Origin of the sequence: Corallococcus macrosporus (assembly GCF_017302985.1) — a bacterium.
GTDB lineage: Bacteria > Myxococcota > Myxococcia > Myxococcales > Myxococcaceae > Corallococcus > Corallococcus macrosporus_A.
Genome location: NZ_JAFIMU010000004.1, coordinates 927,615 through 941,331 on the forward strand (window position 1 = coordinate 927,615; position 13,717 = coordinate 941,331).

At 70.1% G+C, this 13,717-nt stretch carries 11 protein-coding genes; 3 read left to right on the forward strand and 8 right to left on the reverse strand.

From position 1 onward, the window contains the following. Window positions 1-47: 47 nt before the first annotated feature. Genes JYK02_RS09050 through JYK02_RS09060 form a run of 3 tightly spaced genes read right to left on the reverse strand, consistent with a single transcriptional unit; the run spans window position 48 to window position 1,954 of the window. Complete coding sequence (locus tag JYK02_RS09050) at window positions 48-554, reverse strand: hypothetical protein (RefSeq protein WP_207050487.1); 507 nt, start codon at window positions 552-554, stop codon at window positions 48-50. Next, window positions 551-979 (reverse strand): hypothetical protein, encoded by a 429-nt coding sequence (locus tag JYK02_RS09055; RefSeq protein WP_207050488.1) that lies wholly within the window; start codon window positions 977-979, stop codon window positions 551-553. Before JYK02_RS09055 ends, JYK02_RS09050 begins: the two co-directional genes overlap by 4 nt. A 36-nt stretch (window positions 980-1,015) precedes the next feature. Further along, a complete protein-coding gene (locus tag JYK02_RS09060) occupies window positions 1,016-1,954 on the reverse strand; it encodes a hypothetical protein (RefSeq protein WP_207050489.1) in 939 nt (312 codons plus the stop codon). 176 nt (window positions 1,955-2,130) lie between these two features. Between JYK02_RS09060 and JYK02_RS09065 the strand changes: the two genes are divergently transcribed. The 3 genes from JYK02_RS09065 to JYK02_RS09075 all read left to right on the forward strand — a co-directional run bounded on the left by JYK02_RS09065 (window position 2,131) and on the right by JYK02_RS09075 (window position 4,951). Continuing rightward, window positions 2,131-2,766 carry a serine aminopeptidase domain-containing protein gene (locus JYK02_RS09065; protein ID WP_207050490.1) on the forward strand — a complete coding sequence of 212 codons (636 nt, stop codon included), beginning with the start codon at window positions 2,131-2,133 and terminating at the stop codon, window positions 2,764-2,766. A 158-nt stretch (window positions 2,767-2,924) separates the two neighbouring features. After that, window positions 2,925-4,739, forward strand: a complete 1,815-nt coding sequence (locus JYK02_RS09070) for a S8 family serine peptidase (RefSeq protein ID WP_207050491.1) — start codon at window positions 2,925-2,927, stop codon at window positions 4,737-4,739. Beyond that, window positions 4,736-4,951, forward strand: a complete 216-nt coding sequence (locus JYK02_RS09075; protein ID WP_207050492.1) for a DUF5818 domain-containing protein — start codon at window positions 4,736-4,738, stop codon at window positions 4,949-4,951. The genes JYK02_RS09070 and JYK02_RS09075 overlap by 4 nt, the downstream gene beginning before the upstream one ends. Window positions 4,952-4,986: 35 nt before the next feature. Here JYK02_RS09075 and JYK02_RS09080 read toward each other — a convergent pair whose 3' ends face one another. From JYK02_RS09080 to JYK02_RS09100, 5 genes are all read right to left on the reverse strand, one after another. Continuing rightward, window positions 4,987-6,345, reverse strand: a complete 1,359-nt coding sequence (locus tag JYK02_RS09080) for a PLP-dependent aminotransferase family protein (RefSeq protein WP_207050493.1) — start codon at window positions 6,343-6,345, stop codon at window positions 4,987-4,989. Window positions 6,346-6,384: 39 nt separating this feature from the next. Beyond that, complete coding sequence (locus JYK02_RS09085; protein WP_347402454.1) at window positions 6,385-7,557, reverse strand: type II CAAX endopeptidase family protein; 1,173 nt, start codon at window positions 7,555-7,557, stop codon at window positions 6,385-6,387. A 42-nt stretch (window positions 7,558-7,599) separates the two neighbouring features. After that, complete coding sequence (locus JYK02_RS09090; protein WP_207050494.1) at window positions 7,600-10,155, reverse strand: 1-acyl-sn-glycerol-3-phosphate acyltransferase; 2,556 nt, start codon at window positions 10,153-10,155, stop codon at window positions 7,600-7,602. A gap of 14 nt (window positions 10,156-10,169) precedes the next feature. After that, complete coding sequence (gene argS, locus JYK02_RS09095) at window positions 10,170-11,891, reverse strand: arginine--tRNA ligase (RefSeq protein ID WP_207050495.1); 1,722 nt, start codon at window positions 11,889-11,891, stop codon at window positions 10,170-10,172. 74 nt (window positions 11,892-11,965) lie between these two features. Further along, the gene (locus JYK02_RS09100; protein WP_207050496.1) at window positions 11,966-13,666 is read right to left on the reverse strand and encodes an ATP-binding protein; all 1,701 of its coding nucleotides are present in this window, start codon (window positions 13,664-13,666) and stop codon (window positions 11,966-11,968) included. Window positions 13,667-13,717: the final 51 nt, after the last annotated feature.

Here is a 13,717-nt window from a genome sequence, read left to right on the forward strand (position 1 = left end):
GGGGCGCGCCTTCATGAGGCGCGCCTCCCGTGGGGCAGGGGAACCGCTCAGGTGCCGAAGACCTGGTGGGCCACGCGGTCCAGCACGTCCTTGCCCCAGACGACACTGGCCTTGCCCAGCCGGTCCAGGTCGCGGGTGAACTCGCGGCCCTCCGGCACGACTTCGTAGGTGCGGGTCAGGAAGAGGCTACCGCTGCCCGGCTCGAAGTCGACGTTGCCGCCGCCCGTGTCCGTGCCGTTCTCCTGCTGCTGCCGGAAGCCCTCGATGATGCCGGGCTTGGGCGGCTCGCGGAACCGGTAGATGAGCGCGCTGCACTTGAGCGCGGGCGGGGACTCGACGTGCTCGAAGGCGTACTGGCCTTCGCCGTTGAGCATGCCGCCCAGTCCCTGCTCGTTGAGGCCTTCGCTGACGCCGGCGCCCTGGGACTGGAGGTACCACTTCACCAGCTGCCGGGCCGCGTCGCGCGTCATCGGTCCGCCCGCGGGCGGCGCAGGACGCGCCATGCCCATGGTGGACAAGAGCCACTGCAGCTTGCTGGTAAAGGAGCTGATCACTTCGCGGGGATGACGCGGTCCGCGACGCGGTTGAACACCTCGTCGCCCCACACGAGGCTGGCTTCCACGAGCCGGTCCACGTCTTCCTTGAACTGCTGCTCCGCCGGCACCACGCCGTACGTGCGGCTCAGGAAGAGGGACTTGTTCTCCGTCTCGTAGTCCACCTTGCCGCCGCCGGTGTCCGTGCCCTTCTTCTCTTCGTCACGGAAGCCGTCGATGACGCCCGGCCGGGGCGCGTCGCGGAAGCGGTAGATGAGGGCGCTGCACTTGAGCGCCCCCGAGTCCTTCACATGCTCGAAGTAGACCTGCGCGTCGCCAAGCGCGGCGCCGCCAAATCCCTTCGCGTTCAGCCCGGAGGCCTGCGCATCGCCTCCGTGGGCCCGGATGAATGACTGCACCAGTCGCTGGGCTTCTTCGAGCGTCATACGTGCAGTCATACCAGTCCGGACCCGGGATGAGAACTAGCCGGCGCGCGCCTGGTCGAACGGGACGCGCTGGTTGAGGTACGTGTCGTTGATGTTGTGCGCGCCAGAGAAGATGCTCTTCTCGGAGAAGTAGCGGATCTTCGCGTCCTTGCCCGCGTGCTTCAGCAGGTCCAGGGGGCCCTTGCCGCTGGTGCCCAGACCGAAGAGGCCCGGCACCGGGTCCTTGTCGTTGACGTAGTGGACGTACTTGGGGCCGTCCGGGTAGGTCGCCGCCGCGGCGCCGAAGGTCTCCACGGAGACCTTGCCCAGCTTCTCCTGCACCTGGGCGGGGGACATCCCGTCTTCGATGCGCAGCCGCTTGGCCACGTCGTTCAGCGCGCGGCTGGTGATGAGGCCACCCTGGCTGTGCGCCATCAGGTGCACGTCACGGCCGGCCTTCAGCTCCGTGTAGAGCGAGTCCGCCAGCGTATCCACCGCCGGGTTCTTGCCCTTGTCCATCTTGTCCGTCACGCACTGGCCCAGGTCCTTGAAGAAGCCCTCGGTCGAGTTGTGGATGCCGATGGTCTTCTGGCCGGTCTTGTCCGCGATGGCCTGCATCGTGGTCTCCTGGCCCGCCTTGTCCGTCATCATCCCGTTCACGTAGATGATGGTGCCGGGGTTCTTCACGCCGCCCTTGGGCTCGTAGGCCGGGATCTGGCTCAGCGGGGTGCTGGCGTCGAACGCCTGGCCGCCCTTGCCCATGATCTTGCCGTCGTAGGCCTTGTCCTTCGCGCCCGCCGGGGCGGTGAACACGGCCGCGGGAGCCGCGGTGCGCACCGCGCTGTTCGTCGCCTTCGCGTCGAAGCCGTCCTTCACGGTGTTGGCCGGCTTCGCCGTCGCGGGGGCGACCGGCTTGGCCGTGGGGGCCGTGTTGGTCGTCCCCGTCGTGGTGGTGCGCGCGATGTTGTTGTTGGAGGTGCGCCCGATGGTTCCCATGGCTTGAGGCTCCTGCGGAATGCGGATTTTTGAAGGGGGGAGGGAAAGCTTGATGCGTTGATCCATTCTCACCCGAAGCGCCGAAAAGTTGCGAGCAGGTCACGGAATGTGTGCAACGCACTGCGTTGCAGGTGTCTGGCCAGGGTGGAACGGGAGGGGACGGTTAAGGTGGAGGCATGGTCCAGAAAGGTCAGTTCCTGGAGCGCTCCACGCTCATCCCCGTGGGGTCGGACGGCGCGGTGATGGAGGGCACGGTGCACCGGGGCCAGAAGTCCCCGCCGCTGCTCATCCTCCCGCCCCGGCCGGAGGAGGGGGGCGGGATGGATCACGTGGTGGCGGCGGAAGTGGCCTTCGCGGTGGCGCGGGCGGGCTTTCCCACCCTGCGCTTCAACCACCGGGGCGTGGGGGCCAGCCAGGGCGTCCGGGGCACCGGCGGGGCGCTGGTGGAGGACGCGGAGGCCGCGATGCGGGTGGCGCTGGAGAACGCGGGCACGTCCGCGCTCGCGGTGGCGTCGCTGCACGGCGGGGCCCGGGTGGCGCTGGCGCTCCAGGAGCGGCACCCGGCGGTGGGCGGACTGTGTCTGGTGGCGCCGGATGTGGACCCCCTGTCACTCGTGCGACTGTCGTGTCCGCTGCTGGTGATTGTCGGGGCGGAGGACACCCGGGTGTCCCGGGCGGCGCTGGCCGCCGCTGTCGCCGAGGCCGGGGGCGATTTAGAGGTCATCGACGATGCCGGGGCGACCTTCCATCGCAACCTTCCCCAGGTGGGGCGGGCGGCGGCGGCGTGGCTCCAGCGCCTGGCGGGCGGGTAGGGCGGGGCGCTGCAAACCGTTGGACTTCTTCACCTTTCTTCATCCCCGGCGCCTTGCACGGCCGGCCGGGGGGCGGACAGACTGGGAAGGCAGACCCAATCGTCTCGTCGTGCGTTCGTAGTGGGTCTTCGAGGCGTCGTCGTTCAAGGAGTGTCCCGATGCGGATGAGGCGATGGAACGTGGTTCTCGCGGCGCTGGCCCTGTCGGCCTCGGCGTGTGCTTCCGCGTCGCGGGAGCCGGAGGCTCCGGCCGGGCAGGACGTGGCGGCCGCGGAGGCCGAGGTGGCCCGGGCGGTGGCGGAGGGCTCGGAGGACGTGGTGTCCGGCGCCATCGTGGTGGATTTCAAGGACGGCACCACGAAGGAACAGTTCGACGCCTGGGAGCGGGAGTGGGGCGTGGACCTGGAGTTCAACTCCCTGGAGGGTCCGCGGACGGGCGTCACGCTGGCGGTGGGCGTGGACGACGTGGAGGACGTGCTCCAGCGCATCCGCCAGAGCCCGGCGGTGGAGTCCGCCGAGCCGCTGATGCAGGTGCGCACCAGCTACACGCCGAACGACCCCCAGTACGAGTCCCAGTGGAACCTCCGGATGATCGACATGCCGAAGGCCTGGGACGGCAACCGGGGCAAGGGCGTGGTGGTGGCGGTCATCGACACGGGCATCGCCTACGAGGACCACGACGACTTCAAGCAGGTGCCGGACCTGAAGGGCGTGTCGTTCGTGAAGGGCTATGACTTCGTCAACGACGACGAGCATGCCAACGACGACCACGGCCACGGCACGCACGTGGCGGGCACCATCGCGCAGGCCACCAACAACGGCGAGGGCGTGGCGGGCGTGGCGTTCGACGCGACGCTGATGCCCCTGAAGGTGCTGAACCACTTCGGCAGCGGCACCTCCGCGGACATCGCGGACGCCATCCGCTTCGCGGCGGACCACGACGCGAAGGTCATCAACATGTCGCTGGGCGGGGGCCTGTACTCGCAGGTCATGGCCAGCGCGGTGGACTACGCGCGCAAGAAGGGCGTCACCGTGGTGGCCGCGGCGGGCAACACCGGGCGCGGCCGGGTGGAGTTCCCGGCGGCGTACCCGGGCGCGGTGGCGGTGAGCGCGGTGGGCCCGTCCGGCACGCGCGCGCCGTACTCGTCCTACGGCAAGGAGCTGGACATCGCGGCGCCTGGTGGTGACAAGCGCCAGGGCGACTCCGGCGGCATCCTGCAGAACACCATCGACCCGCGCGACCCGTCGCGCTCCATCTACGCCTGGTACCAGGGCACCAGCATGGCCGCCCCGCACGTGGCCGCTGTCGCCGCCATGCTCTACGGCGCGGGCGCCACCTCGCCGGACGAGGTGGAGCAGGCGCTCTACGCCGGCGCGAAGGTGACGGAGAACCAGGCCTGGTCGGAGGAGTACGGCCACGGCGTCCTCAACGCCAGCGCGTCGCTGCAGGCCTTCCAGGGCGGCTCACCCCACTGGCAGCCGCTGGCCTGGGCCGCGGCGCTGCTCGCGCTGGTGCTGCTCACGCTGCGCGGCCGCGAGCGTCCGGGCTACCTCAACGTGTTCTTCCGCCCGGCGTTCCTCGTGCCGCTGGTCCTCTCCACGGTGGGCTTCTTCTTCCTGCGCACCTGGTTCGCGGGCGCGGCGGGCACGGCCCAGGACGTGGTGAGCGTGGCGTCGCTGCCCATCCCGGACTGGCAGCGCATCATCTTCGGCCGCGGCGCGGTGAACCCGCTGTTCTACAGCGCGCTCATCCCCCTGGTGCTGTCGCTGGTGGCCATCCCGTGGCGGGGCTTCCGTCCGGCGGTGGGCGGCCTGGCGCTGGGCTTCGCGGGCTTCCTGGCCTACGCGGCGTGGGTCGGCGCTCCGGCGCTGGCGTGGATGCCCTTCACCTTCCTGGCGAAGCCGTGGCTGGGCTTCAACACGGTGGTGTGCCTCTTCATCGCTCGCGCGATGCTCAAGCGGGAGGAGGCATGAAGCTCTCCGGCACGGTGCAGTACCAGGACCTGGAGGGCGGCGTGTGGGTCCTGAAGGCCGACGACGGCCGCACGTACCAGCTCGCGGGCGGGGACCGGAAGATCAAGAAGGACGGTCAGCGCATCTCCGCCGAGGGCAGCATCCAGCGCGACACCCTCACCGCCGCCATGGTGGGGCCCGTGTTCCACGTCACCTCGTACAAGGCGGACTGAAGGGGCGCTCCGGGGTGAGCGCCCCTCCCAGGGCCTCACCCCACGAGGGCGCGCCGCGCGGCCTGCCGCTCCGTCACGGCCTTCTGGAGGTGCCGGGCCAGGCGGGAGATGCCCACGTCGATCTGCTCGGGCGTGAGGTAGCTGCACGACAGCCGCAGCTCGTGCTCGCCGCCTTCGCCCAGGTAGAAGTAGCGCATGGGCGTCCAGAGCACCTGGAAGTCGCGCGCGGACTCCTCCAGCAGCGCCTCGTCCACTTCAATGGGCAGCTTCATGACGAGGAAGAAGCCCCCGTCCGGCACGTTCCACGTCACGTCGCGCGCCCAGGCCTCGCTCCGGGGGAAGTAGCGCGCCAGCGCCTGGAGCGTCGCGTCCATGTTGTTCTTGTAGAAGCGGATGGCCTCCTGGTTCGCCTCCAGGAGCCCGCCGCCGTTCAGCACCAGCATGCCGCCCACGATGGCCTGGCACAGCGACGACGTGTTCACGGTCAGCAGGCTCTTGATCTTGGAGAACGCGTCCGCGAGCAGGTGCGTCTTGCCGTCCGGCCCGGCGACGCGCTGATCCACCACCGCGTAGCCCAGGCGCAAGCCGGGGAACGCGGACTTGGAGAACGAGCCCAGGTAGATGACCTGCTGGCGCGTATCCATCGACTTGAGGGTGGGCTTGCGCGAGCCCTCGCGCGAGAAGAAGCCGTAGGGGTTGTCCTCCAGGATGAGGAACTGCTCGCGCGCGGCGATGTCCAGCAGCCGCTGCCGTGAGGCCTCCGGGAGGCTGCGTCCGGACGGGTTGGCGAAGTCCGCGACGAGGTAGAGCGCGCGCGGCTTCTTTCCTTCCGCGCGCAGCTCCAGGATGCGTGCCTCGAGCGCGTCCAGGTCCAGCCCGTCCTCGCGCTCGGGCACCGGGGCGACCGCGATGTCCAGCAGCCGCGCCGCGCCGGTGATGCCGATGTAGCAGGGCATGCCCACCAGCAGCACGTCCTCCGGCTGGGAGAACAGCGCGCGCAGGGAGAGGAACATGCCCTCCTGGCAGCCGACGGTGACGACGATGGACTCCGGCGCCACGCGGATGCCCTCGTCCTTCTCCAGCATCCGCGCGAGCAGCTCACCGATGTGGCCGTTGGTCCGGCCGTACTGGAACAGGAGGCTGGTGACCTTCGCCTCGCTGAAGCCCCGCTCCTCGCGCAGGTAGCGCTGGTAGACGTCCAGGTACGTGGCGATCTGCCGCGAGTCGTAGAACTTCTCGTTCGGCCGGCCGGGCGCGAAGGAGATCGCTTGCGGGAAGCGGATCGCGATCTCGTTCAGGAAGTTCATCACGTCCAGAAGCGGATCGGCCAGCGAGGCGTGCAGAAGGTCGGGGGTGAGCATGGCGGACGTGGACGATAGGAGGCCACGGCCCATCAGTGCCAGGGCCCCCCTGGAATCGCCGCCATGCCCCCTTCAGCGGCGGGACTTGCCCTTGCCGGGGCCATATGCCTCGGACTGCCGGAGCCGCTCCTCCTCGTAGGCCTCCATGGGCACCTCGCCCCTGCGCACGGCGTCGCGAAGCTGTCGCAGGGCCTTGCGCTCGGCCTGGAGCGCCGGATCCGCGTTCTTGCCCAGCGGCTCCACCGGGTGCTGGACGTCGTAGACGCTCAGGGACACGCCGCGCCCGTCCACCAGTCCCAGGGCCACCAGGGACAGCGTGGCGGCCGTCACCCAGGGCAGCAACTGCAGGGCGAAGGCGGGCACGGGCTTCGTGGCGCGCACCGCCTCGTCATCGGGCATCGTTCCGCGTCCCCACACCGCGGGGAAGTGCCGGGACGCGGCACGCAGGCCCAGCAGCGCCGTCCAGCCCACGAGCAACAGCCCCAGCACGGCGCGCCAGTCCGCCACGTCTTCCGTCGCCCCGTCCTTCGCGAGCCCCGAGTGCGTCGCGACGAGGAACAGCACCGACGACACGATGTTGTTGGCCGCGTGCGCCGCGACGCCCGGCCACAGCGAACCGGTGCGCAGGAAGAGCCAGCCGAACAGCAGCCCCAGCTCCGCTCGCGCGAGGAAGCCCACCGGATCCAGGTGGAACGCGCTGAACACCACCGACGTGATGATCAGCGCCCGCCACGGCGACGCGGGGGAGGGCGGCGTCAGGGACCGCTGGAACAGGCCGCGGAAGAAGAACTCCTCGCACAGCGGCGCGGCCACGGACACGCCCCCCAGGAGCAGCGCCAGCTCCACCGGCGACTGGCCCTCGAAGAGGCGCGAGGCGTCGAACATCTCGCGCAGCCACTCGGGGGCCACCCGCTGCGCGAGGAACTGCACGGGCACCACCACCGCGAAGAAGTTGGCCACGCCCAGCAGGAAGCCGAACAGCGTGGCGGGGCCCGGGAACGGCGTGAGGCCCACGTACGCGGCGGGCCGGTACCCCGAGCGGCGCAGCATGATCCACGCGAGCCCCAGGAAGAGGAACGCCTCCGTGAACCACACGCCGAAGGCGGGGTTGAGCAGCTGGGTCAGCGCCCCCAGCGTCAGGAACAGGCCGAAGGCCAGGGCCGCGGCGAGCACGGGGTGGGGCGGCGACAGCGGCGCGGGGGCCTCCGCCGGCCGCGGGTCGCTGGGAGGGGAGGCTTCGTCCACCGTGTCGTCTCCTGCCCCCTCTTTGCGCTGGGGGGCGCTGCTTCAGGCTCGGTGGAGGTAGCCGCGGATCTGATCCGCGAGCGGGTTCTTCCGGGGAAGCTCCGCCGCCGCGGCCGGATCGCCCAGCCGCAGCTTCTTGTCCTCTTCCACGAGGATGCGCTGATCCAACAGGTACTCCACCGCGTTCTCCAGCGTCGTCTTCGCCAGCGACTCGGCGGCGGTGATGCGGCCGGCGTTGTACTCGAGGCGCCCGGTCTCCAGCGCCAGCTTGACGAACGTCTTGCGGTCGGTGGCCACGCCCGCGGCCACGTCCGGCAACGTCATGGCGGCCAGCAGGTAGGCCTCCAGGAAGTCGCGCAGCAGGTCCGCGAGGAACTCCAGGTCCGGCTGCGCGTGGGCCTCCGGCGCGCGCGTGAGCGTGTCGCCCTCGTGGATGACCAGGCCCATGCGCACGAGCCGCTCCACGCACTCGGCGAAGATGGTGTCGAACGACGCGCCCACCCGGTAGATGAACTCCACCTTGAAGAGGCGCGACAGGAACAGCGCGCGGGCCTTCACGGTGTCGTACGGCGCGGGCGTGCCCGCGAGCAGCGCGTTGGCCACCAGGCTGCGCGCGGCCACCAGGTTCATCAGCGTGTTCTTGTAGAAGGACATCTCCGGGCGGCGCGCGTCCTCCACCTGGTAGCTGACCTCGCCGCGCGCCTCCTTCGTGCGCACCATCTCGTCGGAGATGAACTCGCGCATCGCGTCCTGGATGGGGCCCAGCGTCTCCGGGTTGCTCGGCGCGTTGGCCAGCTCGAGGGACAGGCGCGCGCCGTCCTCGGTGGCGATGCGGCGCAACAGGCTGATCCGGTCCGTGAGCTCGCGCTGCGTGAGGCCGCGCCGGCGGTGGGCCAGGAGCGACGCGCTCACCAGCGCGTGCGGCGTGACGGTGGACACCTTGCTGATGCCGTACATCACGCGGTTGCCCAGCGCGCGCACCAGGCTCTTCTTCTGCTCGTCCGTCACCGGCTCCTGCGGCGACAGGCCACGCGCCTTCATGAACTCCACCAGCGACAGGGGCTCGTCGAAGGTGAGATGGATGCGGCCATAGCGCGCCGCCAGCACCTTGGGCGCGCTCAACAGCGCCTTGAGGTCCTCCGGCTTCTTCTCCCCGCCGGCCAGCTCCTTGGAGTAGCTGTCGGACTCCACGACCTTCTCGTAGTCGATGGAGACGGGCACGAAGTAGAGGTCGTTGCGCGCGCCGTCGAGCACCGCCTCCACCTGCCACGTGAGCATGCCCAGCTTGGGCGTGAGCAGCTTGCCCGTGCGCGAGCGGCCACCCTCGGGGAAGAACTCCTGGTGGATGCCGTCGTGCACCAGCTTCTTGATGTACGCCTTGAAGGACGCGGCGTAGACCTTGTCGCCCTTGAACGACCGGCGCAGGAAGAACGCGCCGCAGCGGCGGAACAGCGGGCCCAGGGGCCAGAAGGACAGGTTCGCGCCCGCCGCGACCAGCGGCGCGGTGTAGCCGCGGTTCCAGAGCACCCAGCTCATCACCAGGTAGTCCACGTGGCTCTTGTGGCTGGGGCAGAGCACCACGGGCGCCTTGCCCGCGGCCTTGAGCGCTCGGTGCAGGCCCGCCTCGTCCACGCCGATGCCGTCGTAGATGCGGTTGAACACCCACTCCAGCATGGGCGCGATGAGCGCCAGCACGGACGGGTTGAGCCTGGCCGCGATGGCCTCCAGGTTGCGCTTCGCCTCGCGCTGCACGCTCGTGGGCTTGCGGCCGGTAGCGGCGGCGTGCTCGTCCAGCACCTTGCGCAGCTGCCGGTCGCGCAGCGTCTCTTCGATGAGCCGGTCCGTGGGCTTCTGCGGCGGGCCGAACACCGCGCGCGTCTCCCGCGCGAGGAACACATGCAGCGTGCTGCGCACCTTGCGCGCCAGCACCTCGTCGCTGACGCCCGGGTTCTCCTCGATGAAGCGGCGCAGGTCGATGGGCTCTCCCACTCGGAACTGCGCGCGCTTGTAGTTGCGGAAGAAGGCCACCATCGAGTGCACGAAGCCCGGCGCCTCGGGGCTTCCGAACACCACGTCGCGCCAGCCCGGCACGAGCTTCGCGGCGCGCTTCTCCCAGACGAACAGCTCCGGCACCAGGAACACCGGCCGCTCGGAGCTTCGCGCCAGCCGGACCAGCTCGGGGAAGGGGTCCTCGCGCGTCTCCTTGCCGGAGGCGTGCAGGAGCGCCGTGCGGCGCAGGAACACCAGGCCGCTGCCGCCCTGCTCGCGGGCGTAGCGGAAGCGCTCCTCCACCGCGCCGCCCTGGGCCGTCTGGCGCCAGGGTTTGGTGAACCACGGACGCAGGTTCACCACCGCGCGGATGGGCGGCATGGCCCGGCGGACCATGGCCCACGCGATGTAGAGGAAGTTGATCCACGCCGTGGTGCGCATGACGTGCACCACGAAGCCCCGGGCGCTGAGCGCGCGCAGCTCGTTCTCGGCCTCGGGGGGGAAGTGCACCCCGTCGAAGTACCGTGCCCCGAGCACCCGGGACATGGGACCGAATTCCTCCTTCAAGGCTTCTCCTTGCGTCGCGGTCTGCGCCAGCGCGGTGTCCATCGCAGCCCCCCAGGCTACATGTTTTCCGGCGTCGGGATGCCCAGCAAGGTGAGCCCCGCCGCCAGCGTGATGCGCGTTGCGTCCGTGAGCGCCAGCCGGGCCGCGCGCATCGCGTCATTCCCCTCCACGAGGATGCGCTTGTCGCGGTCCTTGTTACCCGCCGTGTAGTAGCGGCTGTACGCCGCCGCCACGTCCAGCAGCAGCCGCGCCACGAGGCTGGGCTCGTACTGCTCCGCCGCCGCCTTCACCGTGTCCGGCAGCCGCATCAGCTCGCGCACCAGGGCCTGCTCCTCCGGCAGCGTGAGCAGCGCCGGGTCATACGCCGTGGGCACGCCGCCGCCCTTGCGAAGCACGTTCGCGCTCCGGGCGTGCGCGTACTGGAGATAGGGCCCCGTGTGCCCCTCCAGGCTCGTCACCTCGTCCCAGTCGAACGTGTAGTCGCTGGCGCGGTTGTGCTTCAGGTCGCCGAAGACGATGGCGCCAAGTCCAATCTGCTCCGACAGTGCGTCCGCGTCCGTCGTCTCCAGGTTGCCCTGCGCGACGTTCTCCTTCACGCGCTGGAGCACGCGGTCCTTCGCCTCGTCCAGGACCTGATCCAGCTCCACCACCTGGCCCTTGCGCGTGCTCATGCCGTGGATGCGGCCGAACGGCACGTGCACGCACCGGTCCGCCCACGGCTGCCCCATCTCCTTCAGGGTGCGGAACACCTGGCGGAAGTGCAGCGCCTGGTCCTGCGCGACGACGTAGAGCGACTTGTCGAAGTTGAAGCGCGCGTGGCGGTCCTCGGCGGCGGCCAGGTCGCGCGTGGCGTAGAGCGTGCTGCCGTCGTTCTTCTTGAGCAGCACGGGCGGCTCGCCGTCCGCGTAGGGCATGTCCACGATGATGGCGCCCTGGGACTCCTTCGTGCCGGGCTTCTTCGCGATCTGATCAATGACCGCGTCCATCTTGCCCTGGTAGCGGCTCTCGCCCTCGATGTGCTCGAAGTCGATGCCCATGCGCGCGTAGACGCGCTTGAAGCCCTTGAGGCTCGTCTCCCGGAACTGGTTCCAGAGCTTCATCGCCTCCGGCTCGTTGGCCTCCATGCGGCGGAAGAACTCGCGGGCCTTCTCGTCGAAGGCGGGGTCCTCACCGGCGCGCTTGTTGGCCTGCACGTAGACCTGGACCAGGTGCGCCATGTCGTCGATGCGCGCCGGGTCGCCGTACTCCTGGAAGCCCACGGCCACCAGGCCGAACTGCTTGCCCCAGTCACCCAGGTAGTTGATGCCCTCCACGCGCCAGCCCAGCGCACGGTAGAGGTTCGCGATGCAGTGGCCGAGGAACGTGGTGCGGATGTGGTGGAAGCCAATGGGCTTGGCGATGTTGGGCGACGAGTAGTCGATGACCACCGTCTTGCCCTTGCCGTCCTCGGCGTCGCTGCCGTAGGCCACGCCCGCCAGGCGCACGCCGTCGATGACCTCCTGGGTGAAGGGGAGGGGGAGGAAGCGCGCGTTGACGTAGGGGCCCACGGCCTTCACCTCCAGGCCCGGGACCTGGAGCGTCTGCGCGAGCTGCGCGGCGATGGCGGGGGGCGCCTTCTTCTGCGCCTTGGCGAGGGGGAAGGTGGCGAAGCTCAGGTCGCCGTGCGCGGGATCCGCGGGCTTGACCTGGGGCTCGATGTCGGCGGCGGGGACACCCAGGGCCCCGGCCAGGGCCTGGGCGAACGCTGCGCGGTAGCGGCTATAGACGGAAGTGCTCATGGACCGCGCGGATACTACCCAAGGCGGGGCGCCTTCCAGCCACCTCTTCTGTGGGGAAGGCGCCGGAGCGTCGTTCAGGTCACGGCGGGGCCGCGGCTCTTGGGACGCACCACCGAGGCCACGGTGTCCAGCAGCTTGGGCAGCTTCAGCGGCTTCTCGAAGTAGCCATCAATGCGGTCCGGCCCTTCACCCGAGGTGAGGGACGCGACGTCGCTCGCGCCGGAGATGATGTAGACGACCACGTCCGCCAGCGACTCCGTGGTGCGGATGTAGTGGAGCACCGAGCGTCCGTCCTCCCCCGACAGCCGCAGGTCCAGCAGCACCATGGCCGGCCGGATGTGGGACAGGATGGAGCGGGCCTCGGCGGCGCCGGAGGTGGCCATCACCCGGTAGCCCTCCTGCTCCAGCACCTGCTCCAGCACCTCGCGGCAGTCCACGTCGTCCTCCACCAGGAGGATGCCGCCCGCCTTGGGCGCCGCCTGGTTCACGTCCGGGGCGCTCACGGCGCTCGCGAACAGGGGCAGGACCATCTGGAACGTGCTGCCCTCGCCCAGCACGCTGGACGCGTCCACGCGGCCGCCGTGCAGCGCGACAATCTTGGCGACGAGCGGCAGTCCCAGGCCCGCGCCCGGCGGCCGCGGCATGCCCGGCTGCGCGCGGTAGAACGAGTCGAACACGTGCTCCAGCGCCTCGGCCGTCATGCCCTGGCCGGAGTCCTTCACGGTGAGGACGCCCAGGCCCTCGCTGGACGACACGCTCACCTCGACGACGTCATCCGTCTCGCTGTGGTGGATGCCGTTCTCCACGAGGTTGTGGATGGCCTCGGAGATGCGCTCGCGGTCGCCCCGGACGAACACCTCCGGGCAGGGGGGAATGACGACGCGCACGCGGCTGTGCTCCGCGACGGCGCCGAGCCCGCGGATGACTTCTTCCGCCACGGCCTTGAGGCCGAAGGGCCGCTGGTTGAGCTGCATCTTCCCGGACGACAGCCGGGACATCAGCACCAGGTCGTTCACCTGCTGGAGCAGCCGGTCCGCGTTGCGGTCGCAGATCTGCACCGCGCGGCGCTGGCCGTCCGTCAGCGCACCCAGCTTCTCCCGGCCCAGCATGGCCAGGTAGGCCTTGATGGTGGTGAGCGGGTTCTTCAAGTCATGGGACACGTTGCCGAGCAGCTCCTCGCGGTTCTGCTCCAGGCTCTTCAAGCCCGCGATGGCCGTCTGCAGGTCCTTGTTGCGACGGGCGCTGTCGTCACGCAGCCGGGCCACCTCGTAGGCGGCGGTGAGCTGCGACGCCAGCGACTGCATCAGCACGTCGGACGCCTTGCGGCGCGCGCCCAGCACCACCAGCACGCCCGTCACGCCCTGCGGCCCCTCCAGGGGCACGGCGACGGTGTCGTCCTCGCGCAGGAGCACCTTGTCGGTGAAGCACCGGCCCACGACGCCCTCGCCCGGGACGGCGGCGGTGACGCGCTCGTCGTAGCGTCCGCGCACGTGCTCCACGTGCAGCTGGTTGCGCGACGGGAAGTGGCGCGCGACGTAGCAGACCTTCGGCTTGAGCAGCGTGTGGAGCGTCTGCAGCTGCGCGCGCAGGGCCTCCGTGGGGCCCGCGTTGTCGGTGAGCTGCCGGCCCATCTCCAGCAACGCCTGGGCGGCGGTGTCGGTATCCACGGGCGGAGGCGGCTTCGCCGTCCGCTTCGGGGGAGCCTTCTTCGCGGTGGTGGTGGGGCGCAGCTGGACCACCTCTGCGAGCTGCGGACCCTTCTTCTTCGATGGCACGCGTGAATCCTGCTTCATGTCACGCGTGGGAGGGAACCTCACCGGAGCCCG